The following is a 25,445-nucleotide window of genomic DNA, read 5'->3' as shown; positions in this document are numbered from 1 at the left end:
CGTGGCGAGCCGCAGCCTGGGGGGCGGAGGCGGTGTCTTGGCCGAACCGCGCACTGGGTTGGAAGGGTCCAACACATCCGCAGAAGCGGGAGAACGGACCACTCGGTTCGCACTTGGGGGAGAATTTCCCGGCGGCGCTGACAGTACGAGTAGTGACGATGTCGGCGAGCTAGTCGTCGCAATCCACGTGAGTTTCCTGGACGCAAAACGCACCGGTCAAACTCCCGAGATCCGAATGCGATCCGCGAATGCGGGAAAACTCACCTAGGTAGATCGAAAGCAGGGAGGATACGGGGCTTCATTGAAAGCCTCGCATCCGCGGATAAATGACGGGCAGGTAATAAAGAACCTGGGGATCGGCATGATAGTCGCAGGATTGACTGTCGCTGTTATTACTCACGGCGTTGAATCAAGAACGCGAACGTCAGAGGTGACATCTGGGGTGGCGCTGAAGTTTGCGCTGACTTATGCCATGTGTACCGCATCAATCTTTGCCGGCTTGGTCATTGTTGGATGACTGCGACAACTATTTGCCATTCCCTGGCCAACTGACTGGCTTTTGGGAGACGGGGTCCAGTCGGGGTGAATTTCTGCTGAAGCATTACAGTAACCGCGGCAGGCGTCGGTAATCAACGATTATTTATGGAGCCGGTACTTCCGCTGGAATCGATCGAGGTAACTGATGCCTGATAAGCGTCGCGATGCCGTCCGCCGGCAGTGCGCCCGACACCCAGTCCTAGCCGGCCTGGTGGCGGGTACGCTCTGGGCGCTCCTGTTCTGGGTCTTCCTGCATCCAGGAGTAAGCGACCTTGCGCTCATTTTCACAGCTTTCGCAGTCCTTTTCACACTTGTCGGGCTCAGCGAGCGTCGGCGAAGGAAGCGGTCGGTCTGAAGCTGTAGGACACGGAGCACTCCGGCGCGCCGCTGTCGACTCATGCCCTGTCGATCGCCCTGCATGGAACAAAAGAGGTCCTGCCCGATCCAACGGTCGGACAGGACCTCTTGTACCTCTCTGCGACCTGCCGTATTGGCTGCTTTCAGATCAATCGGCGGCCGAACCGATTACTGTACTGGTGGGCGCTTGTGGTGGAAGGGACCGTGGCTTCCTGGCGCTGGGTTTCCGCTGGCGGCTTCTCCTTTGGCGCGGCCCTCGTTTATGTCATCCGGCCGATGGTGGGCCGACACATCGGCCGCCACGGTTTTGGGTAGCCTCCCGGCATACGATGTGAAAACGGGGTGAAGCCATGGAACCAACGGTTTGGACCATTGTCGCGGCGATCGTCGTCCTGAACGTGGTGGGTTTCCTCGGCGCCGCGCTGTTCATCAAGGTGCACCGGGGGTGGAAACGCCGCCGTGGGTGAAGACCACGACGAAACGGTTACAGGTGCGCGCGGCGAAAATGAGCACAGGCTCGTGCGGGTGCTCTGGAAAGGTCGCCGAACGCCACTTCGCTGTCGCCAGGGCCTGGACCGAAAACGCCTACAGGACCAAAGCCGTCGAACACGCCGGCCGGCTCGGGATCGACCTGGGCATCGTCCAGCGCCCCCCGTTCGCGGCTTACGCGTTACGGCATGAGGTGGATCCCGCGACGGCGCCGATGAACTCCGCCCACGCCACCGCACCGACCACCAGTACCGGCCCGTCCGGGATCTTGCTGTCCCGGACGGGGACCAGGCCGGGGACGCCGTCGGCCACCTCGACGCAGCTGCCGCCGTTGTCGTCGCTGTAGCTGCTCTTGCGCCACTGGACAGAGCTCAGGTCGAACTCGCGCATCGTCTGTGGTCCTCCGCCGCCGACTCGATTACAACCAAGGACACCGCGGGCGACATGGCGGCGGCCCTGAGCAGATCGTATGCCTCCTGCACTCGCTTCACCAGGGCCGGATCATCCAGCAGGTTCCCGGAATACACCGCTTCTGTATAGGCGGTTGGCGGGGCGTCGTCGAACTCCATGAGCTGCAGCATCCGGCCCATGAGCGGATACGCGCCCGCCGCATACGGCAGCACCTGCACCAGCACCCTCCGCCTGCGTGCCAACTCCGTGATGTGGTCGAGTTGCTCGGCCATCGCCGCCGGGCCGCCGACCGGAACGCGCAACACGTGCTCGTGCAGGATCGCCCAGTACACGGGCCTTGTAGCGTCGTCGAGGATGTGTGCCCGCTCCCTGCGAGCCGTGACCTTCTCGTGGATGTACTCCTCCGTGAGGAACGGGTTGCCCGCCAGCATCACCGAGCGCGCGTAGGTCGCCGTCTGCAACAGGCCCGGGACGAGCGCGGGGGCGAACTCCGCGATCTTCGTGGCGTGCCGTTCCAGTTCCACGACCTCCGCGAAATAGTCCGCATACCGCTTGTCGTCGATCAGTTTGTGCCACGTTCGCTCGAAAAAACCGTCGGTTTGCAGGACCTCGTCGATCCTCTGGGCCACATCCAACTGTGGTTTTCTGATCGCCTGTTCGAACTGGCCGATGTAGCCGCCCGAGACGAAAACACGGGCACCCAGCTCGACCTGGGTGTATCCCGCTCCCTCCCGCAGTCGTTTCAGTTCGGCTCCGAAGAATTCCCAAGCCGCCTGACGTGAACCCTTGGCCATGGCCAACCCCCTTGCGCAGCCTCACCCTTGTAGAGCTTGGAGTTCTTCCCACCGTACGCGGCGGGCATCACCGTGGAGACGTGGAACTCGAAACCCGGACGAAGGAAAACGACGTGAAAGCCGGCCATGGCTCAGCTGTACGGCATTCGGAGATCTGCATCGATGAGGCGCAGGAAATCGTGCGGGAATTGCGCGCCGTCCTCGCCCGGGGCGGAATTGTGCTGCCCTCGTTGGGACTGGATCAGGTGGCTCTGGCGCGGGAAGCGCCCTGCCCGCTCGTCGAGTTGGGCAGATGCTCCGTCGAGACGGCCGCTCGCCTCGCGGCGGTGCTTCGGTGAAGCCGGCCGTCGGGACGTACGTCGTGGACACCCGGAACGGGGAAGTCGGAGAGGTGATGGGGCACGAGGGGCCCTACGTGCAGTTGCGGCCCCTCGGTGGAGGGCGCGAGTGGGACTGCGCGCCTGAGGCCGTTCGGGTCGCCACGACCATCGAGCGGCTGAGCGCGGCCACCGCTTACGCAAATGCCCGCAGCCGCGGCGAGGTTCTCTGAGTCGTAGGCGGGACCGGTCACCCAGTATCCGTGCCGGCGCTCACTCCTCGATCACCCCGCAGTCACCTGAGGTGGATTCCGGATGGCGTGGCACGGCCCGCATCAAGCGTCCGCCCACCCGACGATGACCGCACGCACTTCGTCGTCCCGCAGGTGTCGTGCCCAGGGAAAGGCTTCTGGCGAGACGTTGGAGAGGATCAGTCCCCCTTTCCCTCCGTGCACAACCTCCGCAGCACGACGCCGCACCTCCGTGCGTAAGCGTGCTGCAGCCCCCGCGTCGCCGCGCCGCCCGCCCGGGCGTACCACTTGGCCGGGCGGCTGAAGGCGGTGATCGTGAGCCAGACCGTGCCGTCGCCCGTGCGTTGGACCAGGAAGGCCTCCTCGCCGCACTCGGGGTGGCCTTCGAGGGTGCCGTAGGCCCAGCCGGCGCGGCGGGGCTCGTTGAGGGTCCAGACGATCTGGCAGGGGGCCTTGATCAGGCCCAGGCCCACGGTGACGTCGACTCCCGGGGCCGCCTCGGGGGCGTCGGTCCTGACGGAGACGCCTATCGCGCGGTGCAGTTCCCAGGTCAGCACCGCCCGTGCCGCGCGGTGGAAGAGCTCTTCGCCCTCGCCCAGGCGCGTCCTGACCTCCATGGGGTGGAACCCCTCCGGGCAGCGGCCGTCCAGTGTCGCGCCGACGTCGTCGTATGTGAAGGGCATGGGGCAAGAGTAGGGCGGGCCCGGAGACCACTGTGGTCCGGGCCCGCCCCTGTGTCGCTACCGCAAATTCGATGGCTACGTCAGTTCACGTTCACTGCCGCCCAGGCCGCCTGCACCGCCTTGTACTCCGTGCTCGTCGAGCCGTACAGCGCCGAGGCCGCGTTCAGGGTGGCCGTGCGGGCGCCCGCGTACCTCGTCGTGGACGTCATGTACGTGGTGAGCGCCTTGTACCAGATCTGCACGGCCTTGTCGCGGCCTATGCCGGTGACCGTGGAGCCGTTCGACGTGGGCGAGTTGTAGGTGACGCCGTTGATCGTCTTCGTTCCGCTGCCCTCGGCGAGCAGGTAGAAGAAGTGGTTCGCCGGGCCCGAGGAGTAGTGCACGTCGATCGAGCCGAGGTTGGAGGACCAGGCGTCGCGGGACGAGCCGTCCTTGCTCGGCTTGTCCATGTAACGCAGCGGGGTGCCGTTGCCGTTGATGTCGATCTTCTCGCCGATGAGGTAGTCCCCGACGTCCGAGGAGTTCGCCGCGTAGAACTCGACCGCCGTGCCCAGGATGTCCGAGGTGGCCTCGTTCAGGCCGCCGGACTCGCCCGAGTAGTTCAGGCCCGCCGTGTTGGAGGTGACGCCGTGCGTCATCTCGTGGCCGGCCACGTCCAGCGAGGTGAGCGGCTTGTTGTTGCCCGAGCCGTCGCCGTATGTCATGCAGAAGCAGCTGTCGGACCAGAAGGCGTTGACGTAGGCGTTGCCGTAGTGGACGCGGGAGTAGGCGGCGACACCGTTGTTCTTGATGCCGTTGCGGCCGAGCACGTTCTTGTAGAAGTCCCAGGTGACCTGGGCGCCGTAGTGGGCGTCCACGGCGGCGGTCTGGGTGTTGGAGGCGGCGCCGGTGCCCCAGGTGTCGTCGGCGTCGGTGAAGAGCGTGCCGGTGCCGGAGGTGCCGCGGTTGAGGTTGTAGGTCTTGGCGGCGCCGCGGGTCGGGTCGTTGAGCTGGTACGTCGAGCCGGACAGCGAGGTGCCGATGGTGACCTTGCCGCTGTACTGGCTGTTGCCGGTACCGGTCTGGACGGCCTCCCACTCGTACAGCTTCTTGCCCGACTCGGCGTCGGTGATGACGTGCAGTTCCTGCGGGGTGCCGTCGTGCTGGAAGCCGCCGACGACCGTCTCGTACGCGAGGACGGGCGTGCCGTTCGCGGCCCAGACGACCTTGCGGGGCGCCCGGTCGGCCTCCGACTTGGTGCTGCCCTCGGCCTTCGCGACGGTGAGCGCCTGCTTCTCGGCGGTGGCCTTGGCGATCGTGGGGGTGGTGTCGGGGACCTTGATGGTGGCCTTCGTCGCCTTGGTCACGCCCTGGACGTCACCCGACTTGCTCTCGTGCACCACGAGGTCGCCGCCGAGGACGGGCAGACCGTCGTAGGTGCGCTCGTAGCGGGTGTGCACCGAGCCGTCGGCGTCCTTGACGACGTCTCTGACGACCAGTTTCTCCTTGGCGCCGAGCCCGAGTTCGTCGGCCGTGTCGGCCTTGGCGGCGTCCGCCTGCTTGATCAGGGTGGTGCGGGCCGCGGGCGTCAGCTGGAGGGGGGCCGCGGCGAGGGTCGACTTGCCGGAGGGCTCCACCGGGGTCTGCGCGGTGGCACCGGTGGTCAGACCGGTGGTCACGAGGGCGCCGGCCGCCACTGCGGTGGCGATGGCCAGCGTGGTGCGCTTGTGACGCGCGTAGAGGGGGGTCACACATGCTCCTTATGTGGGGGTGTCCGGGCAACCTGGGGAGGATGACCGGCCGGTTAAGTTGCGGTGCGCTGTGTCGTGCGGTGGAAGAGTGCCACCTGGGTCGCGTACATGTCAGGACCTCTCAGGAACCTTGGCTGGAAAGCGCTGGTTGGTCGAGGCGTCAGGTACGTTGCAGGCCTGTGAACTTTGTCCAAGACAACGCAAAATCGGCGGCACGGCACGAGAAAGTGCGCCCTGTGCAGGGGAGTTGCTCACGGTGGGGCCCAACGGCGAAAGCGCCGCTCCGCAAATCGGAGCGGCGCCCTTGAGCCAGAGGTTACGGGAAGGTCAGCTTCCAGCCGTTGATGGTTCCGACGTCCTGCGCCGCCTGGTCCTGCACCTTCAAGGTCCAGGTACCGTTGGCGGTTTCGGAGGACGCGTCGACCACGAAGGGCTCGGTGACGTCGTCCCCGGAGTCGGAGGAGCTGAAGCTCTTCAGGCGGTAGCTGGTGCCGTCCGGGGCCAGCAGGTCGATGACCAGGTCACCGCGCCAGGTGTGGCTGATGTCCGGCGTCACGATCAGGTTCGACGGCGCGTTGCCGGTCTGGCCCGTGACGGTGATCGTCGAGGTCACCGCGGCGCCGTTGTCCGGAATCGCCACGTCGGTCGTGCTCTCGAACGAGGTGCCGGTCTCGCCGCCGCCGTCGCCGGGCCGGGTGCCGACGTTGATGCCCGCCCAGGCGTTGGCCACGGCCGTGTACTCGGTGCTGTCCGCGCCGTACAGCTCGGCGGCCACCTCCAGCGTGCCGGTGCGCGCCCGGGCGTAGTTGGTGGTCGAGGTGAACTTCGTGGTGAGCGCCTTGAACCAGATCAGCGCGGCCTTCTCACGGCCGATTCCGGTCACCGGCCGGCCGTCCGAGGTCGGGGAGTCGTAGTCGACGCCGTTGACCGTCTTCTTCCCGCTGCCCTCGGACAGCAGGTAGAACCAGTGGTTGGCCGGGCCCGAGGAGTAGTGGACGTCGATCGAGCCGAGGCCGGAGTACCAGCTGTCCTTCGACACGCCGTCCTTGCTCGGCTTGTCCATGTAACGCAACGGCGTGCCGTCGCCGTTGATGTCGATCTTCTCGCCGACCAGGTAGTCGCCCGGGTCGCTCGCGTTGCCACCGTAGAACTCCACGGCCGCCGCGAAGATGTCGGAGGTCGCCTCGTTCAACCCGCCCGACTCGCCGGAGTAGTTGAGGCCCGCGGTGACCGAGGTGACGCCGTGCGTCATCTCGTGCGCGGCCACGTCGATGGAGGTGAGCGGCTTGTTGTTGCCCTCGCCGTCGCCGTAGGTCATGCAGAAGCAGGAGTCCTGCCAGAAGGCGTTGACGTAGGCGTTGCCGTAGTGGACCCGGGAGTACGCGCCCACGCCGTCACCGCGGATGCCCGCGCGGCCGTGCACGTTCTTGTAGTAGTCCCAGGTGAGCCCGACGCCGTAGGCCGCGTCGGCGCCCGCGGTCTCCGCGTTCGCGGGAAGGCCGTTGCCCCAGAGGTCGTCGGGGCCGGAGAAGAGGGTGCCGGTGCCGGAGGAGCCGCGGTTGAGGTTGTACGTCTTGTGGTTGCCGCGCTCGCCGTCGGTCAGGTTGTACGTCGACCCCGACTGCGTGCTGCCGAGCGTCACCGTGCCGCTGTACTGGGTGTTGCCGGTGCCGGTCTCCACACCCTGGTACTCGTAGAGCTTCTTGCCGGTGGTGGCGTCGGTGATGACGTGCAGCTCGTTCGGGGTGCCGTCGTGCTGCAGACCGCCGACGACCGTCTCGTACGCGAGGGTCGGCTTGCCGGTGGCGGCCCAGATCACCTTGCGCGGGGCGCGGTCGGCCTCGGTGCGGCTGGAGCCGTCGCCCTTGGCGAGCTTCACCGCCTGCTGCTCGGCCTTCGCGGCGGCCAGCTTCGGTGTGGTCGAGGCGACCTTGATGGTGGTCTTGGTCGCCTTGGTGACGTCCTCCGTCTTCCCCGCCTTGCCGGTCTCGACGACAAGGTCGCCGCCGAGGACCGGCAGGCCCTCGTAGGTGCGCTCGTAGCGGGTGTGGACGGTGCCGTCGGCGTCCTTCACGACATCGCGGACGACGAGCTTCTCCTTGGCGCCGAGGCCGAGTTCCTTCGCCGTGCCGGCCTTCGCGGCGTCGGCGTCACGGATCAGCTCGGCGCGCTGGGAGGGGGTGAGCTGCGTGGTGAGGGCGCCCTTGCGGACCTTGCCGAGCTCGGCGGCACTGGACTTGGCGGCGCCGGCCTCGATCGCGGAGTTGTCGGCGCTGGCCGCCCCGCTCTGCACGGCGGCGGCCAGCAAGGCGGTGACGGCGACGAGCGCGCCGGCGGCGGCGCGGCGCGCCGTGCGGGTGCGGGTGATGGAGCGCTCTGCGGGGGAGTGGGGGGTGCGTCTGTGAGAGGTGCTTCTCAACACTGACTCCTTCTGCGTGGCCGCGGGTCGCGCGGCCCCTGGGAAGACCGGCGGGTCGGGGTGCCCGTCGGGCAGAACAAGACGTTGCTCAGAACCAGTTGGTGAGACCGCGGCTCAGCAGGAGAGCTGTGGAGAAACTGTGCGGCGGACGAGGGAAGAGTGACAGGACTGATCAGGTTTTGTCAGGAGCGCATCAAGAAGTTGGCTGAAACGGTGTGTTGCCCCGGAGTTCGGCTTCGGTATACGGACTCTTCGCGGGTTGAGCGCACAGAGGCGGGCAAATCGTCCGGGACGCTCGGCTCAGCTGCCCGGCCCGTGAGTGTCAACTCCTCGTAAACTCCTGGGCATTGAGGATTACTGGGGCCCGGGTCGGAGCGGTGTCCGGGGGCGCTCATGGTGCGGGTGGCCATGTGTGTCCAGGGGGCTTTGGCGGGTGTTACGACGGCGTGGGCTCGCGGTTGCGGTCGGCTCGGCGCCGGGCCCAGCGGTTTTTCGCCTCCTCCGCCCCTGCCCTCACTGAGCTCTCGGCTCCTCCCGCACTCTCGGTTTCGCTCAAGCGGGGGACCCCCGTGAGCAGGGGCCGCATCTCCCCGGGGCGCTGCCCCGGACCCCGCTCCTCAAGCGCCGGAGCGGCTGAAAAACGTGCACCTGGGGCCTGAACGTCCCTGGGAGGCAAACCCCGAAGCTGTCAGCGCGCCGCGTCGCGGCGCCGGTACTCACTCACGCGCGCCGATCCGCGCTCGCGCGAGTGCCCCGCAGGCAACGTTCGCCCGTCAAGGAGCGGCGTCATGGGAGTCCCCCCTGCTCATGGGGGTCCCCCCGCTCGAGCGCAGCCGAGAGTGGGGGAGAAGTCGAGAGCTTGGGTGAGCGTGCGGGGCGTCGCGACGGGGCGAACGTTGCCTGCGGGGCACTAGGTCGAACGGCAGCAGTACGAACCCGGAGCGGGGAGGAGAACCCCAGGTACGGGACGGAACCTCGCTCACCCTGCCGAGGGCCGGGTCTCGTCGTCCCCGTGCCAGGAGCTCCACAGCGCCGCGTACGCGCCCCCGGCCGCCACCAGGGAATCGTGGGTGCCGAGTTCGGTCAGTCGGCCGTTCTCCATGACCGCCACACGGTCCGCGTCGTGTGCGGTGTGCAGGCGGTGGGCGATGGCGATGACCGTGCGGCCCTCGAGTACGGCGGCCAGCGCGCGTTCCGTGTGGCGTGCGGTCGTCGGGTCCAGGAGCGCGGTGGCCTCGTCGAGGATCAGCGTGTGTGGATCCGCCAGGACGACGCGGGCCAGGGCGAGTTGCTGGGAACGGGAGCCGTCCATGACGGGGGTCCCCCCTTGCCGAGCGGAGTCGAGGCCTTGGGGGAGCCCGCCGGACGCGGTACCGGACCCGGTACCGGCCCCGGGGCCCAGTTCGGTGTCCAGGCCGTTCGGCAGCCCGGCCACCCAGTCGTCGGCGCCTACTGCCGCGAGAGCCGCCCACAACTCGGCGTCCCCGGCGGACGGGTCGGCGATCAGCAGGTTGTCGCGGACCGTGCCGAGGAACACGTGGTGCTCCTGGGTGACCAGGACGACCTGGCGCCGCAACTGCTCGGGACCGAGCGCGGCGATCGGCACGCCGCCCACCGACACGGTGCCCGACCGCGGCTCGTCGATTCCCGCGAGCAGCCTGCTCAGCGTGGTCTTGCCGGCGCCGGAGGGCCCGACGACGGCCAATCGCTCCCCGGGCCGCACGGTCAGGTCGACACCGCGCAGCACCTCGCCGCCGCGGTCGTAGGAGTAACGGACCCCGGTCACGTCGATGCGGTCGTCCGCCGGGGTCGGAGAGTCGGCCGACACCGCCTGCGGTGCCCGCGCCAGACCCTCCACCCGGGCGAACGAGGCGCCGCTGCTCTGCAGTTGCTCGACCCGCATCAGGATCTGGTCGAGCGGTTCGGACAGCCGCAGCAGATACAGGGAAGCCGCCACGACCGCACCCAGGCTGATCCTCCCGTGCTCGTGCAACGCGCTGCCGACGAGCAGCACACCGACCACGGGGACGATGTACGACACCTCCACGATCGGGAAGAACACGGTGCGCAGGTACAGCGTGTGCATCCGGGTGCGGCGGGACGTCTCGAGCGCGTCCCGGCTCGCGGTGATCCGGCGGCGGCGCAGCCCGAAGGCCTCGACCGTGCGGGCGCCGACCGCGGTGGCCGCGAGGATCTCGGCGACGTCCGAGGTGGCCGCGCCCTCGGCGAGATACGCGGTGCGCGCTCGGCGCAGATACCAGCGCAGGGCACCCCAGATGCCGAGCAGACCTACCACCGAGCAGGCGCCGAGCAGCGGGTCGAGGGCGAAGACCGCACCGAGCACGAACAGCGCCTGCACCGAGGCGATCAGCAGTTCCGGACCGACGTCGCGCAGGGTCGTGCCGACCGCCGTGACATCGGCGGTGCCCCGAGCCGTCAGATCGCCCGTGCCGGCCCGCTCCACGACCGAGGAGGGCAGGGCCAGTGTGCGGTCCACGAACTCCTCGCGCACCCGGGCCAGCGTCCGCTCACCGAACCGGAACCCCACGTACCGGGCCCAGCGTGCCAGCAGCAACTGCGCCAAGGCGCACACCAGGATCGCGAGCGCCAGCCGGTCCACGGCCCGCACCCCACCGCCACCGCGGACCTCGTCGATGATGCGGCCCAGCAGCCACGGTCCGGCCAGCCCGGCGACCGCGGCCAGCGCGTTGAGGGCGAGCACGGCGGCGAAGGCGCGCCCGTCGACCCGGATCAACCGCCACGCCGCCCGGCGCACGTCCGCCGGTTCGGCAACGGGCAGGTGTCCCGAGGCATCGGTGGCCGTCACTGTACGAACTCCTCTGGGTTATGGGCGATTTGGGAGATTCAGGCGGTTCTACGCGATTCAGATGGTGCAGATGGTTCAGGCGAGCGGGCGAGCGGGCGAGCAGGCGAGCAGGCGAGCGGGCGAGTGGGCGGGCAGGCGAGTGGGCGGGCAGGCGAGTGGGCGGGCAGGCGAGCGGGCGGGTTCGGCGGTCACTGCGCGGCCTCCACGGCGTCCACGGCGTCCGCGCGGTCCATGGTGTCCGAGCGGTCCGCGGTGTCCGAGCGGTCCGCGGTGTGATCCGCGGTGTCCTCTGCGTCCGTGTCGCGGGCGACCAGGGCGCGGTAGCCGGGCTCCCCGGCGAGGAGCGCCAAATGGCTGCCGTCGGCCGCGACCTTGCCGTCGACCAGGTAGTAGACGGTGTCCGCACGGTCGAGCAGAAGCGGAGAGGTGGTGGTGAGCACCGTCGTACGGCCGGTGCGCGCGGTGCGCAGCCGGTCCGCGACGGCGGCCTCCGTGTGGGCGTCCAGCGCCGACGTCGGCTCGTGGGCGAGCAGCACCTCCGGATCGGCCAGCAGGGCCCGCGCGAGCCGTACGCGCTGCCGCTGCCCGCCGGAGAGGTTGCGGCCCTGTCCGTCGATCGCCGAGTCCAGCCCGTTCGGCAGTCCCCGGACGATGTCGTCGGCCACCGCCGCGTGCAGGGCCCGGTCGACGGCGTCGTCGTCCCGGCCGTCCGGCCCCCACCGGCCGCAGACGAGTTCGCGCAGCGTGCCCGCGAACAGGTCGGCCTCGTGGTCCGCGAGCAGGATCCGCTCGCGGACCTGCGCCAGAGCGATCTCGTCGAGCCGCACGCCGCCCCAGGTCACCGAGGACGGGGCGTACCGGCCCAGCCGGTCGAGCACGGCCGCCAGATCGGCGGGCCTGGCCCCGGCCAGCGCCGTCAGCCGCCCGGGCACCACCCTGACACCGGACTGAGGATCGACCAGCACCGAGGGTTCCGAGGGCGCGTCGCACCTGGCGACGTCCGGCGCCGGTGCCAGCGACAGGAAACGTGCGACCCGCCGGGCGGCGACCACGGCCCGGCTGAGCTGGTAGCCGCACTCGATGAAGAAGGACACCGGCATCACCATGACCGCGACATAGCCGTACACCGACACCAACTCGCCCACGGTGATGGACCCCTGCGCCGCCAGCCGCGCCGCGAGCCAGGTCACCACGGCCAGGAACAGCGTCGGCAGCCCGATGCCGAGCGCCTGGATCCAGCTGGTCACCGCGCCCACCCGGTATCCCTGCCGGCGCAGTCGCGCCGAGTCGCGGCGGAAACCGTCGGCGATCAGGCCCTTGCCGCCGAGGCCGTTGAGGATCCGCAGCCCGCCCGCCAGATCACCGATCCGGGCGGTCAGCATCCCCTGCCGCTCGCGGTACGCGGTCTCCGTGCCCTGCAGTCGCCCCATCAGCGGACCGACGATCACGGCGATCACCGGCAGGCCGAGCAGCACCACCCCGGCCAGCAGCGGCGAGACGGCGAGCAGCAGCCCGGCCACCACCAGATAGGCGATGATCGCGCCCACGCCGGGGCCGACGACGGTCAGGGACTGGCTGATCGTGTGGACGTCGCCCACACCGATGGTGACGACCTCGCCGGTACCCGTCCGGCGCGACAGCGTGGCACCCAGCCTGACCGCCTGGTCCATCACCACTTTGACCGTGCGGAAGTTGGCGTCCATCCGCACCCTGGTCATCGTGCGGTGCCGCATGACGCCCACCCAGGCGTTCAAGGCGCCGACGCCGAACAGGGCGGCCGTCCAGCCCACCAGCGCCGCACGGTCGCCCGGTAAGAGCCCGTCGTCGATCGCCCGGGACAGCAGGTACGGCGTCACCGCCATGAGGACCATCCACACGCTGCCCAGCAGCGCCCCGGCGGCGGACCGGCCCGGCTGTCTGCGGACCAGCCACCACAGGTACCGGCCGCCGCCACGGCAGTCCGGCGTTCCGGGATCCCCATGAGCGTCGATCATCCGCACCCTCTTTCCCACACTTCGGACAACCCTTGCGGTCACGCGAGGCTCTCGCGCCACGCCTTGTGCAACTCCGCGAACTCGCCCGAGCCCGCGATCAGCCGGTCAGGAGAACCGTCCTCCACGATGCGCCCGTCGGCCATCACCAGGACCCGGTCGGCGATCTCCACCGTCGACAGACGGTGGGCGATGACCACCGCGGTACGGCCCCGCAGGACCGTCGACATGGCGCGCTGGACGGCGCGTTCGCCGGGGATGTCCAGGGAACTGGTGGCCTCGTCCAGGATCAGTACCGCCGGGTCGGCGAGCAGGGCGCGGGCGAACGCCACCAACTGCCGCTGGCCGGCCGAGATACGGCCGCCGCGCTTGCGGACGTCGGTGTCGTAGCCGTCGGGGAGCGCGGTGATGAAGTCGTGGGCGCCGATGGCCTTCGCGGCCTGCTCGATCTCCTCGCGGGTGGCGTCCGGCCGGCCGATCGCGATGTTCTCCGCGACCGTCCCCGAGAACAGGAACGACTCCTGCGTCACCATCACCACACCCCGGCGCAGTTCGGGCACCGCCAGCTCGCGCAGGTCCACGCCGTCCAGCAGCACGCGCCCGTCCGACGGGTCGTAGAAGCGTGCCAGCAGTTTCGCCAGCGTCGACTTGCCCGCGCCCGTCGAGCCGACCACGGCCACCGTCTGCCCGGCCGGCAATGTCAGCGAGAAGCGCGGCAGGACCTCCCCGCCCGTGCGGTACGCGAACCGTACGTCCTCGAAGACCACCTCGCGGCCGGGGTGTTCGGACTCCTGCACGGGCAGCGACCGCGGCTTGGCCGGCTCCGGCACCGAGGGCACCTGGGCCAGCAGCCCCGCGATCTTCTCCAGCGAAGCCGCCGCGGACTGGTAGGAGTTGAGGAACATCCCGAGCCGGTCGATCGGGTCGTACAGCCGTCGCAGATACAGCACCGCGGCGGCGAGCACCCCGAGCGCCAGCGATCCGTCCGCGACCCGGTACGCGCCCCACAGCACGATCCCCGCCACCGCCGTGTTGGCCACCAGCCGCGACCCCACCACATAACGGGCCATCTCCAGAATGGCGTCGCCGTTGGCGCGTTCGTGGTGACGGTTCAGCACCCGGAAGTCGTCGTCGTTGACCCGTTCCCGACGGAACGCCCGTACCGGGCGGATGCCGTTCATCGTCTCCACGAACTTCACGATCACCGCCGCGATCGCCGTGGACCGCACGGAGTAGATCCGTGCCGCGCGCCGCCGGTAGAGCCGTACGAGCAGGTAGAGCGGTACGAACGACGCCACCGCGACCGCGCCGAGGCCCATGTCCAGCCAGAGCAGCATCGCCGAGATGTAGACGAAGGACAGGATGACCGTGATCAGCTCCTGCAGTCCCTCGTCGAGGAGTTCCCGCAGCGACTCCACGTCCGTGGTGGAGCGGGAGATCAGCCGGCCCGACGTGTAGCGCTCGTGGAAGTCGACGCTGAGGGCCTGGGCGTGGCGGAAGATCCGGCCGCGCAGATCGAGCAGGACGTCCTGGTTGACCCGGGCGGAGGCGCGGATGAAGGCGTACTGGAGGATCCCGGACACCGATGCGCACAGGGCGTAGCCCACGGCCACGGCGATCAGCGGACCGTGCCGGCCGTCCTGGAAGGCGGGGACGGCGGAGTCGATGGCGTACGCGACCAGCAGCGGTCCCGCCTGCACGGCCGCCTGCTGGAGCAGCAGCAGGACGGCCACCACGGCGACCCGAGCCCGCATCGGTGCGAGCAGGGAGCGCAGGAGGGCGCCGGTCGCGCCGGGGGCGGCCGGGAGGGCGTCCCGGTCGAAGGGGTCGTCCTTCGGCCGGACGGGTTCCCGGTCGTCGGCGGGCGGCGCGGTGGTCGTCGGCGCCGTCATCGGTCCTCGCTTTCCGTTCCTGACATCAGATGGGCGTACTCGGGGTTCGTACGCAGCAGTTCCTGGTGGGTGCCGACCGCGGTGATCCGTCCGCCGGAGAGCACGGCGACCCGGTCGGCGAGCAGGACCGTGGACGGCCGGTGGGCCACCACCAAGGCGGTGGTATCCGCGAGCACCTGGCGCAGCGCGGCCTCCACCAGCGCTTCGGTGTGGACGTCGAGGGCGGACAGCGGGTCGTCCAGGACGAGGAAACGGGGCCGGCCGACGACCGCCCGCGCCAGGGCGAGCCGCTGGCGCTGACCACCGGACAGGCTCAGGCCCTGCTCACCGACCTGGGTGCCGCTGCCCTGCGGCAGGGAGTGCGCGAAGTCGGCCTGGGCGACGGACAGCGCGCGCTCGAGCTCCCTCTCGCCGGCGTCGGCCGGGGCACCCATGAGGACGTTGTCGGCGACGGTGGCGGAGAAGAGGGTGGGCTCTTCGAAGGCGACCGAGACGAGGGAGCGGAGTCTCTCCCGGGGCATGGCCGTGATGTCCTCGCCGTCCAGGGTGATCCGGCCCGCGGTTGCCTCGTGCAGCCTGGGCACGAGGGCGGTGAGCGTGGTCTTGCCGCTGCCGGTGGCGCCGACGAGGGCCATGGTCTCGCCCGAGCGGATGTGCAGGTCGATGCGGTCCAGGACCGGGGCCGCGTCCGCCGGGGCGTCCGGGTAGCGGAACCGGACGTCGTGGAACCGCAGCCCGTTCGAGTCACCCGGGGGCGGTGCGTCCCCCGTACCGGGCGCCGTCGTCCTCGGCACGGATTCCTTCTCGGTCTCCGTCGACTCGGGCAGCTCGTCCAGCACCTCGAAATAGCGTTCCGTCGCCGTCGCCGCCTCCTGGCTCATCGCCAGCAGGAAACCGATCGAGTCGACGGGCCAGCGCAGCGCCAGGGCCGTGGACAGGACCGCCACCAGCGTCCCCGGGGAGAGGGAACCGTCCGCCACCTGGATCGCGCCCCACGTCAGCGCGGCACCGATGGCCAGCTCCGGCAGGGTGACGATCACCGCCCAGATGGTGGCCAGCAGACGGGCCTTGCGCAGTTCCGTGCCGCGCAGGGTGCGGGACAGCTCCCGGAAGGCGCGGGCCTGGCTGCGATGCCGCCCGAAGCCCTTGATGATGCGGATGCCGAGCACGCTCTCCTCGACCACCGTCGTCAGATCGCCCACCTGGTCCTGCGCGAGCCGCGCCACCCTCGCGTACCGTCTCTCGAAGACCGAGCACATGATCACGACCGGCACGGCGGGCACCAGCAGCATCAGCCCCAGCGTCCACTCCTGGATCAGCATGATGGTCATGCCGACAGCGATCGTGGCCGCGTTGACCAGCAGGAACGTCAGCGGGAAGGCCAGGAACATCCGCAGCAGCATCAGATCGGTCGTGCCGCGCGACAGCAACTGACCGGAGGCCCAGCGGTCGTGGAAGGCGACGGGCAGCCGTTGGAGGTGGCCGTAGAGAACGGCCCGCATCTCCGCCTCGACCCCGGCCAGCGGCCGTGCCACCAGCCAGCGCCGCAGCCCGAACAGCAATGCCTCGGCGAACCCGAGCAGCAGCAGGTACAGCGCCCCGAGCCACACCCCGCGCGGATCCCGGTCGGCCACCGGCCCGTCCACCATCCATTTCAGGACCAGCGGGAAGACCAGCCCGGTGCAGGACGCCAGCACGGCGACGAACGCCGCGGTGAACAAGCGTGCGCGGACGGGACGCACGAACGGCCACAGACGCAGCAGGGTTCGTACGGCGGAACGGTCGTGGGGCTCCGAAGCTGGGTTCGCGACTGTGGTGGACATCAAAGTGAGCCTACGGATCGGCACTGACAACGCCCACCGAGTTTCGGCCCGACCTGGGTCATCCGGTGGACCTAGGACCGGCCCGACCTGCGCCGGGGCACGCCCAGGGGACGTTTGCGCTCCGGTGCGGCGCAGCATTCAGCCCCTCACGGGGTCCCCCTGCTCGAGCGAAGCGTGTGTCACCCCCACCACCCGCGGCAGCGTCCCCCCACCACTCGCGGCAGCGTCACCCCATCACGCGCAGCAGCAGCACCGCCCGGGCCGGAACGGTGATCGTCGACCCGGCGCGGTGCACCACCGCGGGCGCCCCCGCCTGGTCCTCCCGCGAGGTGTCGACCATGACCTCGTACCGCTCGGCCCACGGCGGCCCCGGCAACACGAAGCTCACCGGCCGGTCCCCCGCGTGCAACACCGCCAGGAAACTGTCGTCCACCACCGGGACCCCCCGCGCGTCCCGGCCCGGGATGTCCCGACCCGACAGATACATCCCCAGCGTCGCCGCGGGCGCGTACCAGTCCCGCTCCGTCATCTCCGTCCCGCGCTCGGTGAACCACGCCAGGTCCCGCAGCCCGTCCGCCGAGTGCGCCCGCCCGGAGAAGAAGGCGCGCCGCCGCAGCACCGGATGGCGGTGGCGGAGCGCGATCAGCCGGGAGGTGAGGTCGAACAGTGCCCGCCAGCCCGGCTCCTCCAGCAGGCTCCAGTCGATCCAGCCGATCTCGTTGTCCTGGCAGTAGGCGTTGTTGTTGCCGCCCTGGGTGCGCCCCAGCTCGTCGCCCGCCACCAGCATCGGCACACCCGTCGACAGCAGCAGGGTGGTCAGCAGGTTCCGCAGCTGACGGCGGCGCAGCGCTCGTATGCGCTCGTCGTCGGTCTCGCCCTCCGTCCCGCAGTTCCACGCCCGGTTGTCGTCCGTGCCGTCCCGGTTGCCCTCGCCGTTCGCCTCGTTGTGCTTGCGCTCGTAGGACACCAGGTCGCGGAGGGTGAAACCGTCGTGGGCGGTGATGAAGTTGACCGACGCGTAGGGCCGGCGTCCGCCCCAGGCGTACAGGTCGCTCGAACCCGACAGCCGGTACCCCAGGTCCCGCACGTCCGGCAGCGCACCGCGCCAGTAGTCCCGTACCGCGTTTCGGTAACGGTCGTTCCACTCCGTCCACAGGGGCGGGAAGGCGCCCACCTGGTAGCCGCCGGAGCCGACGTCCCAGGGCTCCGCGATCAGTTTCACCCGGCGCAGCACCGGATCCTGGGCGATCACCGCCAGGAACGGCGAGAGCATGTCGACGTCGTGCATGGAGCGGGCGAGCGCCGCCGCCAGGTCGAAGCGGAAGCCGTCCACCCCCATCTCCGTCACCCAGTAACGGAGCGAGTCCGTGATCAGACGCAGGACGTGCGGCTGGACCACGTGGAGCGTGTTGCCGCAGCCGGTGTAGTCGGCGTAGCGGCGGGCGTCGGACTGGAGCCGGTAGTAGCCGCGGTTGTCGATGCCCTTCAGCGACAGCGTCGGCCCCAGCTCGCTCGCCTCCGCCGTGTGGTTGTAGACCACGTCGAGGATGACCTCGATACCGGCCGCGTGCAGCGCCCGCACCATCCCCTTGAACTCGCCGACCTGCTGCCCCGTCGTCCCCGACGCCGCGTACGCCGCGTGCGGGGCGAAGTAGCCGATCGAGTTGTAGCCCCAGTAGTTGCGCAGTCCCCGGCGCAGCAGATGGTCCTCGTGCGCGAACTGGTGCACCGGCAGCAGCTCCACCGCCGTCACACCCAGCTTCACCAGGTGCTCGATCGCCGCCGGGTGCCCGAGGCCCGCGTAGGTGCCGCGCAGCTCCTCCGGGATGCCCGGGTGCAGCTTGGTGAAGCCCTTGACGTGCAGTTCGTAGATGACCGAGTCCGCCCACGGCGTCTTCGGGCGGCGGTCGTACATCCATTCGTCGTCGGGTGCGCCGTCGTGGACGACCACGCCCTTGGGGACGAACGGTGCCGAGTCCCGGTCGTCACGCACCGTGTCGGCGACGCGCTGCTCGGGCCAGTCGCGGACGTGCCCGTACACCTCCGGAGGCAGCCCGAACTCGCCGTCCACGGCACGCGCGTACGGATCCAGCAGCAGCTTCGCCGGGTTCCAGCGGGCCCCGGTCCACGGGTCCCAGCGGCCGTGGACCCGGTAGCCGTAGCGCTGCCCGGGCTGCACACCGGGCACGAAACCGTGCCAAATCTCGTGCGTCAGCTCGGTCAGCGGGGCGCGCGTCTCGCCGCCGTCCTCGTCGAACAGGCATACCTCCACGGCCTCCGCGCCCCCCGCCCACAGGGCGAAGTTGGTGCCCGCCACACCGTCCGGTCCGACCCGGAAACGCGCACCGAGTGGGGTCGGCGCGCCCGGCCACACCGGCACGGTCGGCGGCACCGGCTCCCGGTCGCGCCGCGTCGCGGGCACGACCGCCGACCGTCCGTTGCCGCCGGTACCGCCGGCGCTGCTGCTGATGCTGCCGGCGCGCCCGTTGTGGACGGCCTCCTGCTCCGGTGCGCTCGACACCGCCTGCCTCCCCGCGGCTCGGTGGAACGACCCCGTGAGTGGGGGGTGCGGCGTCCCGGCCGCTGCCCGTGTCGTGTCGTCCTCCCCACTGTTCTGCCCACCGCATGGCTCGCACTCACGTGCCCCTCCCCTGCCCTGCGTCGTTGGGCGCGGTGTGATGCACGCACAGAGGCGCGCGGGGCGCGCAGGGGCCGCACTGGCCGCCGTACTGACATGGGCAGGACTACTCGCCGGATGCGGCGCGGGCGTACCGGCCGAGGAACCTCCCGGCCGGCCCGGCCGGCCGCTTTCGGCCGGTGACATCATCCGCGTGTCACCGGAGGACGGGCGAAGGAACGTGCCTGCGGACGAGCCGCTGGTGGTCCGGGTGCCCGAAGGGCGACTGGAGACCGTGCGGGTGATCAGGACGCAGGACGCGCAGGAGGTCCTGGTGCCCGGGGCCGTCGACGAGGACGGACTCACCTGGCGGCCCCACACCCGGCGGCTCGCGCTCGCCGCGAAGTACACCGTCGACGTGGTCGCCCTCGACGCCCACGGCCGCCGCTCGGCACGGCACACCACCTTCCGGACGTACGTCCCCGACGAACGCTTCATCGCCTACGTCACACCCGAGCACCGCTCCACCGTGGGCACCGGCATGATCGTCTCGCTGGAGTTCAACCGGGAGATCGAGAACCGGGCGGACGTGGAGCGGGCGATCAGGGTGACGGCCCGGCCCGCCGTGGAGATCCGCCCGCACTGGTTCGGCACGCACCGCGTCGACTTCCGGCCCGAGCGGTACTGGAAGCCGGGCACCGAGGTGACGGTCGACCTGAGGCTGCGCGACGTGGAATCGGCGCCCGGGGTGTACGGGCTGCAGACGAAGACGTTCTCCTTCACCGTCGGACGCGACCAGCACAGCCTCGTCGACGCCTCCCGGCACACGATGGAGGTCCGCCGCGACGGGGCGCTGCTCGCCACGGTGCCGATCACCGCGGGCGCGCCTGAGACCACCACCTACAACGGGAAGATGGTGGTCAGCGAGATGCTCGAGGTCACCCGCATGAACAGCCGAACGGTCGGTTTCGGCGGCGAGTACGACATCCCGGACGTCCCGCACGCCATGCGCCTCACCGAATCCGGCACCTTCCTGCACGGCAACTACTGGGCGCCCGACGTTTTCGGCGAGGCCAACGTCAGCCACGGCTGCATCGGCCTGCGTGACGTCAAGGGCGGTGGCTCCGACACCCCGGCGGCCTGGTTCTTCGACCGCAGCCTGATCGGCGACGTGGTGGAGGTCGTGGGCAGCAACGACAAGCAGGTGGCTCCGGACAACGGCCTGGGCGGCTGGAACATGGGGTGGGCGGAGTGGGGGACGGGGGGTGCGGCTCGGTGATGTGAGCCGAGCGGCGGCCTCAGCCGGGCCGGTGCCAGCCGCACCCCTTGGCCGTTGGCGCGGGCAGTGGGCACCGCCGCTTCGGGGCGGGGCCCGTCTTTTCAGTCCGTCCGGCCTTTGACGAGCGCGGGGCCCAGAGGGCAGAGCCCCCTGGGCGGCTGGGCCCGGGCGGAGCCCCGGGCAGGGGCGGAGGGGGCGAACACAAGCCCTGGCCGGGACCCCGGGCCCCGCGCGGGAAGGGGCGTGCGCCGCCCCGCCCCGCGCGGGATCCGGCGTGCCCCGCCCTGAACGGGGCGCACGCCGGACCGATATCAGGGTGGGGAAGAGTCCGCGTCGGGGCTTGGTAGAACCCGCGCCGGGGTGGGGAAGGGTCCGCGCCGGGAAGGGGGAAGGGACCGCGTCAAGGTGGGGAAGGGTCCGCGCCGGGACGGGGGAAGGGACCGCGTCAAGGTGGGGAAGGGTCCGCGCCGGGGCGGAGAAGGGACCGCGTCAGGGCGGGGAAGGGGCCCGCGCCGGGGCCTGAATGGAACGCGAACGGGACTCGGATGAGACACGAACGGGGCGTGGACCGGGGGGCGTACGGGTCCGTGCACCGGCCCATGGGCCGGGGCCCCGCGCGCGGCCGCAGTTGGGACTGAACAGTGACAATGACCGGCCGTCATGAGTGTCGGCCGTGTGATTAATTAGCCCCCAAGCTGTTCGGCCGTGCGTCGACACGCCGCAGCGAGGGGAGAAGTGCGGGCCTCATCAGGCCGTGCGAGGGGAGAAACAACTTGAACGGGCGACCGCTATCGGGGGAGTCGGCCGGCCTGCGGCGGGGCGGGGGCAAGGGGCTGTTGGCCCTGCTGCTCGGCGTCCTCCTGCTCGCCGTGACGGCGTGTGGAGGCGGCGGAGGGGGCGGTGGCTCCGACGCCGGGAACGCCAAGAACGGGGCCGGTGGCAAGGCCGCGGACAAGACCGCCACCGAGCAGTCCGAGGCGGTGGTGACCATAGCCCCCAAGAACGGCGCGAAGTCCGTCGACACCCAGGGCGCCCTGAAGATATCCGCGGCCAAGGGCAAGCTGACCGAGGTCACCGTCGAGGACACCAAGGGCAACCCGGTGGCGGGCAGGGTCACCGACGGCGGGTCCACCTGGACGCCGTCCACCCACCTGGCCGCCTCCACCCAGTACAAGGTGCACGCCACCGCGGAGGACTCCGAGGGCCGCAAGGCCGCCGAGGACTCCAGTTTCACCACGCTGACCCCGAAGAACACGTTCGTCGGCACCTTCACCCCCGAGGACGGCTCCAAGGTCGGCGTCGGAATGCCCTTCTCCGTCCGCTTCACCCGCGGGATCACCAACCCCGAGGACGTGGAGAAGGCGATCATCATCAAGACCGAGCCCGCCGTCGACGTCCGCGGCCACTGGTTCGGCAACGACCGGCTCGACTTCCGGCCCGAGGAGTACTGGAAGCCCGGTACGAAGGTCTCCGTCCGGCTGAACCTGGACGGAGTGGAGGGCCGCCCCGGCGTCTACGGCGAACAGGCCAAGACGGTCGACTTCACCATCGGCCGCAGCCAGGTCTCCACCGTCGACGTCAAGACCCTCAAGATGACGGTCAAGCGGGACGGCAAGGTCATCAAGACCATCCCCGTCACCACGGGCAAGCCCGGCTACGACACCTGGAACGGCCAGATGGTGATCACCGAGCGGCTCGCGGTGACCCGGATGAACGGCGACACGGTCGGCTACGGCGGCGAGTACGACATCAAGGACGTCCCGCACGCCCAGCGCCTGACCACCTCCGGCACCTTCATCCACGGCAACTACTGGGGCGGCGGCGCCTTCGGAAACTACAACGCCAGCCATGGCTGCATCGGCCTGCGCGACGTGAAGGGCGGCTACGACAAGAACGTCTCCGCGGCCTGGTTCTTCAACAACTCGATGATCGGCGACGTGGTGATCGTGAAGAACTCCAACGACCGGATCGTCGACCCGGACAACGGGCTCAACGCCTGGAACATGTCCTGGGAGAAGTGGATCGCCTAGATCCACTTCTCCCAGGACAAGCGGATCGGCTGGATCCCGGGGAGCCCCGAGGGCCCGGTGTGCTGTGACCGAGCACACCGGGCCTTTTGTCGTTAACGCCCACTAACCTGCTGCCATGACTGTGCATCTCGAAGTGGCCGACGGTATCGGCACCATCCGCCTGGACCGCCCGCCGATGAACGCGCTGGACATCGCCGTCCAGGACCGGCTCAAGGAGCTGGCCGAGGAGGCCACGCGCCGGGAGGACGTACGCGCCGTGATCCTCTACGGCGGCGAGAAGGTGTTCGCGGCCGGCGCGGACATCAAGGAGATGCAGGCCATGGACCATACGGCGATGGTCGTACGCTCCCGGGCCCTGCAGGACTCCTTCACGGCCGTGGCCCGTATCCCCAAGCCGGTGGTCGCGGCGGTCACCGGGTACGCGCTGGGCGGCGGCTGCGAGTTGGCGCTGTGCGCGGACTACCGGATCGCGGCGGACGACGCGAAGCTGGGGCAGCCGGAGATCCTGCTGGGCCTGATCCCCGGCGCCGGCGGCACCCAGCGCCTCTCCCGGCTGATCGGCCCCTCGAAGGCGAAGGACCTCATCTTCACCGGCCGCATGGTGAAGGCCGATGAGGCGCTGACGCTCGGCCTGGTGGACCGGGTGGTACCGGCGGCGGAGGTCTACGAGACGGCGCGTGCGTGGGCGGCGAAGCTGGTCAAGGGCCCGGCGCTCGCGCTCCGCGCGGCCAAGGAGTCGATCGACGCGGGACTGGAGACTGACCTCGACACCGGGCTCGCGATCGAACGGAACTGGTTCGCGGGACTGTTCGCCACCGAAGACCGGGAGCGGGGGATGCGCAGCTTCGTGGAGGAGGGACCGGGGAAGGCCAAGTTCCTCTGAATTCCGTCCTGTTGGCCGTGGCCGTCTCGGTGGGGCGGCCACGGTGACACGACCGGGCACGGGCAAGGCGGGCCGTTCGGGCGGCCGTTCGGCTGGATGCCGGGGTGACCGGGCGGGCGGCCGGCGCCCGGCCGTGTGTGGCGTACGTCCAAGTCGAGGCGTTCCGCTTGCAGTTGACGAGAAGTCTCATCATTGCGTCCCCCGAAGGAGCGCATTATCTGAGCCTTAAGGCAGCCTTAAGACTGTGTGGGCCCGGTGCGTCGGCAATCGCCCCCGGTCATCCCGTCGTCCCAGGTGAAACCCCAGGTAAGGGCTGTTCCGCTGCTCTTGGCATATGCATTCTGTGCTTATCAACTTGGTAGGTTCCAGGTGCCTGATTCAGCCGGAACCGCCCCGGAGCCCGTCCAGGACGGCCATGATGGGGGGCATGGCGGGGCTGGAGGGTGTGGAACAGCCGAGGCGGCACGGCAGTGCGACCGCGGCGCGCTGGTCGCCGGCGGTCGAGGACGAACAGGCGGCGAGGGCAGTCGAGTTGTTCGGGAACCCGGCCGATCGGGAGGTACACCTGCCTTCGCGTCCGGAGTCCGCGGCCACCGCACGCCGACTGACCCAGGTCGTCGTCCTCCGCCACTGGGGGCTCACCCCGAAGACGACCGAGGACGCCGTGTTGCTCGTCTCCGAACTCGTGGGCAATGCCGTACGCCACACCGGAGCCCGCGTCTTCGGCCTCCGGATGCGCCGCCGCCGGGGCTGGATCCGCATCGAGGTCCGTGACCCCTCCCGAGGGCTGCCCTGCCTGATGCCCGTCCAGGAGCTGGACCTCAGCGGACGAGGACTCTTCCTCGTGGACAAGCTGTCCGACCGCTGGGGAGTGGACCTCTTGCCGCGCGGCAAGACGACGTGGTTCGAAATGCGGGTGGTCGACCGCTGACGAGCGGGCCGGACCCCCCACGCCTCAGCGGGCGATCAGGAGGGCCTCCGCTCCGACCGGGCGGTAGCCCGCCGCCTGGAACGCCCGCATGCTGCGGGCGTTCCCCGCCGCGACCTGGGCCCACACCGGCTCGCCCCGGCTCAACTGCCGCGCCGCCGTGGCCAGGGCGCGGCCGAGCCCCCGGTGTCGTACTCCCTCATCCACCTCGATCGCCGCCTCCAGCCGCCCCGCGACCCCGCGCCCCAGCACCAGGACCCCGCCGTCCGCGGCCCATACGCGGACGTCGTCCCGCCGTTTGCGGGAGCTGAGAACCCGCGGATGGTCCGGGTCTGCCACCTCGGTCAGGGCGAGCGGCGGCGCGCCGGGGAGCGGGTCGCCGACGGAGAGCACGTCGATCGTGTCGGTCGACCGCCCCGTACGCGCCAAGAGGGCTGACAGGAAAAGGGGGTTCATGGTCGCGGCGAGCCCGTCGCAGTCGATGCCCTCCAGCGTCTCGCGCACCCACCGTGGTTCCTCGTCCGTGAAGACCACCGAGTGCGCGGTGAAGGCGATGACCCCGGCGTCCCGGTGGGCGTGCTGGCGCACGACGGTGGTGCCGCCGTCGGCCGGCGGGAAGACCCCGCGAGCCGCCTCGTCCAGAATGTCCCGCAGAGTGCCCGCCACCACCACGCTCCTCGCTTCCCCATGACGCGTTTTCGCGTTCCCGGTTCCTGGTTCCCGCTTGCCGGTTACCGCTTCCCTTCCCTTGAGCGGGCTTGGGTCTCCACCCCCTGGGAGGCCCACACTCGCAGACATGATCGACGACGGGGGGTCGCTCGCTGCCGCGAGCTGCCGGCCGGTGTGAAGGGGCGCCCAGCCGCGAGCGCCCACCGCGAGGTGTCCGCTTGGGTGGTCGCCGCGCTGCGCGCACGCGTCGACCGTTAATCTGACCCCGTCAGTTGAGCACCAAGAAGGGGCGGACCGGTGGCGGACATCGAGGAAGCACGCAAGCACTTCGAGCGGATCGATTCGGATGGCGACGGTTTCATCACCGCCGCCGAGTTCAAGACCGCCCTGGCCCAGGAGGGCGACTGGAACGTCACCGAGTCGGTGGCCGAGTCCGTCATCGCCGCCCGGGACCTCAACGGCGACAAGCTGCTGTCGTTCGACGAGTTCTGGTCCTACCTGGGCAAGTGAAGTCCGCG

The 25,445-nt window shown here is 70.0% G+C and carries 18 protein-coding genes; 7 read left to right on the top strand and 11 right to left on the bottom strand.

All coding sequences use genetic code 11. The annotated features are described in order from the left end of the window. Positions 1–1,557: 1,557 nt before the first annotated feature. Together EF387_RS32025 and EF387_RS32020 are read right to left on the bottom strand one after the other, a co-directional pair. The gene (locus tag EF387_RS32025; protein ID WP_128380150.1) at positions 1,558–1,773 is read right to left on the bottom strand and encodes a DUF397 domain-containing protein; all 216 of its coding nucleotides are present in this window, start codon (positions 1,771–1,773) and stop codon (positions 1,558–1,560) included. Then, positions 1,755–2,588: a helix-turn-helix domain-containing protein gene (locus EF387_RS32020; RefSeq protein ID WP_128380245.1), complete on the bottom strand. Its 834-nt coding sequence runs from the start codon at positions 2,586–2,588 to the stop codon at positions 1,755–1,757. The genes EF387_RS32025 and EF387_RS32020 overlap by 19 nt, the downstream gene beginning before the upstream one ends. Before the next feature lie 80 nt (positions 2,589–2,668). On the opposite strand from EF387_RS32020, the gene EF387_RS32015 reads away from it, so the two are divergent. Further along, the gene (locus EF387_RS32015) at positions 2,669–2,926 is read left to right on the top strand and encodes a hypothetical protein (RefSeq protein ID WP_202918437.1); all 258 of its coding nucleotides are present in this window, start codon (positions 2,669–2,671) and stop codon (positions 2,924–2,926) included. Then, positions 2,923–3,138, top strand: a complete 216-nt coding sequence (locus EF387_RS32010) for a hypothetical protein (RefSeq protein ID WP_128380149.1) — start codon at positions 2,923–2,925, stop codon at positions 3,136–3,138. Before EF387_RS32015 ends, EF387_RS32010 begins: the two co-directional genes overlap by 4 nt. A 197-nt stretch (positions 3,139–3,335) precedes the next feature. Here the strand turns inward: EF387_RS32010 and EF387_RS32005 are convergent, their stop codons facing one another. The 8 genes from EF387_RS32005 to glgX form a co-directional block, all read right to left on the bottom strand. Continuing rightward, the gene (locus EF387_RS32005; RefSeq protein WP_128380148.1) at positions 3,336–3,839 is read right to left on the bottom strand and encodes a DUF1990 family protein; all 504 of its coding nucleotides are present in this window, start codon (positions 3,837–3,839) and stop codon (positions 3,336–3,338) included. A gap of 80 nt (positions 3,840–3,919) precedes the next feature. Next, on the bottom strand, positions 3,920–5,569 hold the full coding sequence (locus tag EF387_RS32000; protein WP_128380147.1) for a M4 family metallopeptidase: 1,650 nt from the start codon (positions 5,567–5,569) through the stop codon (positions 3,920–3,922). Between the two features lie 316 nt (positions 5,570–5,885). After that, the gene (locus EF387_RS31995; protein ID WP_128380146.1) at positions 5,886–7,991 is read right to left on the bottom strand and encodes a M4 family metallopeptidase; all 2,106 of its coding nucleotides are present in this window, start codon (positions 7,989–7,991) and stop codon (positions 5,886–5,888) included. 976 nt (positions 7,992–8,967) lie between these two features. Continuing rightward, positions 8,968–10,815: an ABC transporter ATP-binding protein gene (locus tag EF387_RS31990; protein WP_128380145.1), complete on the bottom strand. Its 1,848-nt coding sequence runs from the start codon at positions 10,813–10,815 to the stop codon at positions 8,968–8,970. A 188-nt stretch (positions 10,816–11,003) separates the two neighbouring features. Continuing rightward, complete coding sequence (locus EF387_RS31985) at positions 11,004–12,809, bottom strand: ABC transporter transmembrane domain-containing protein (protein WP_128380144.1); 1,806 nt, start codon at positions 12,807–12,809, stop codon at positions 11,004–11,006. Between the two features lie 38 nt (positions 12,810–12,847). Further along, complete coding sequence (locus EF387_RS31980; protein ID WP_128380143.1) at positions 12,848–14,698, bottom strand: ABC transporter ATP-binding protein; 1,851 nt, start codon at positions 14,696–14,698, stop codon at positions 12,848–12,850. Beyond that, on the bottom strand, positions 14,695–16,521 hold the full coding sequence (locus EF387_RS31975) for an ABC transporter ATP-binding protein (RefSeq protein ID WP_128380142.1): 1,827 nt from the start codon (positions 16,519–16,521) through the stop codon (positions 14,695–14,697). Before EF387_RS31975 ends, EF387_RS31980 begins: the two co-directional genes overlap by 4 nt. 226 nt (positions 16,522–16,747) lie before the next feature. Next, entirely contained in the window at positions 16,748–19,042 is a 2,295-nt protein-coding gene (gene glgX / locus EF387_RS31970; RefSeq protein WP_128380141.1) for a glycogen debranching protein GlgX, read from the bottom strand. 157 nt (positions 19,043–19,199) lie between these two features. Here glgX and EF387_RS31965 point away from each other — a divergent pair, with 157 nt between their 5' ends. The 4 genes from EF387_RS31965 to EF387_RS31950 all read left to right on the top strand — a co-directional run bounded on the left by EF387_RS31965 (position 19,200) and on the right by EF387_RS31950 (position 24,261). Beyond that, entirely contained in the window at positions 19,200–20,417 is a 1,218-nt protein-coding gene (locus tag EF387_RS31965) for a L,D-transpeptidase (protein ID WP_128380140.1), read from the top strand. A 773-nt stretch (positions 20,418–21,190) separates the two neighbouring features. Further along, the gene (locus EF387_RS31960; RefSeq protein WP_128380139.1) at positions 21,191–22,447 is read left to right on the top strand and encodes a L,D-transpeptidase; all 1,257 of its coding nucleotides are present in this window, start codon (positions 21,191–21,193) and stop codon (positions 22,445–22,447) included. 115 nt (positions 22,448–22,562) lie between these two features. Next, entirely contained in the window at positions 22,563–23,330 is a 768-nt protein-coding gene (locus EF387_RS31955; RefSeq protein WP_128380138.1) for an enoyl-CoA hydratase/isomerase family protein, read from the top strand. 427 nt (positions 23,331–23,757) lie between these two features. Then, the gene (locus tag EF387_RS31950) at positions 23,758–24,261 is read left to right on the top strand and encodes an ATP-binding protein (protein ID WP_128380137.1); all 504 of its coding nucleotides are present in this window, start codon (positions 23,758–23,760) and stop codon (positions 24,259–24,261) included. Positions 24,262–24,285: 24 nt separating this feature from the next. Here EF387_RS31950 and EF387_RS31945 read toward each other — a convergent pair whose 3' ends face one another. After that, complete coding sequence (locus EF387_RS31945) at positions 24,286–24,924, bottom strand: GNAT family N-acetyltransferase (RefSeq protein WP_128380136.1); 639 nt, start codon at positions 24,922–24,924, stop codon at positions 24,286–24,288. Positions 24,925–25,224: 300 nt separating this feature from the next. Here EF387_RS31945 and EF387_RS31935 point away from each other — a divergent pair, with 300 nt between their 5' ends. Continuing rightward, the gene (locus EF387_RS31935; RefSeq protein WP_128380135.1) at positions 25,225–25,437 is read left to right on the top strand and encodes an EF-hand domain-containing protein; all 213 of its coding nucleotides are present in this window, start codon (positions 25,225–25,227) and stop codon (positions 25,435–25,437) included. Positions 25,438–25,445: the final 8 nt, after the last annotated feature.

The sequence above is a fragment of the Streptomyces cavernae genome, from assembly GCF_004023625.1.
GTDB lineage: Bacteria > Actinomycetota > Actinomycetes > Streptomycetales > Streptomycetaceae > Streptomyces > Streptomyces cavernae.
Note: the sequence above shows the minus strand (reverse complement) of the source record. Positions and strands in the feature narration are given on the sequence as shown.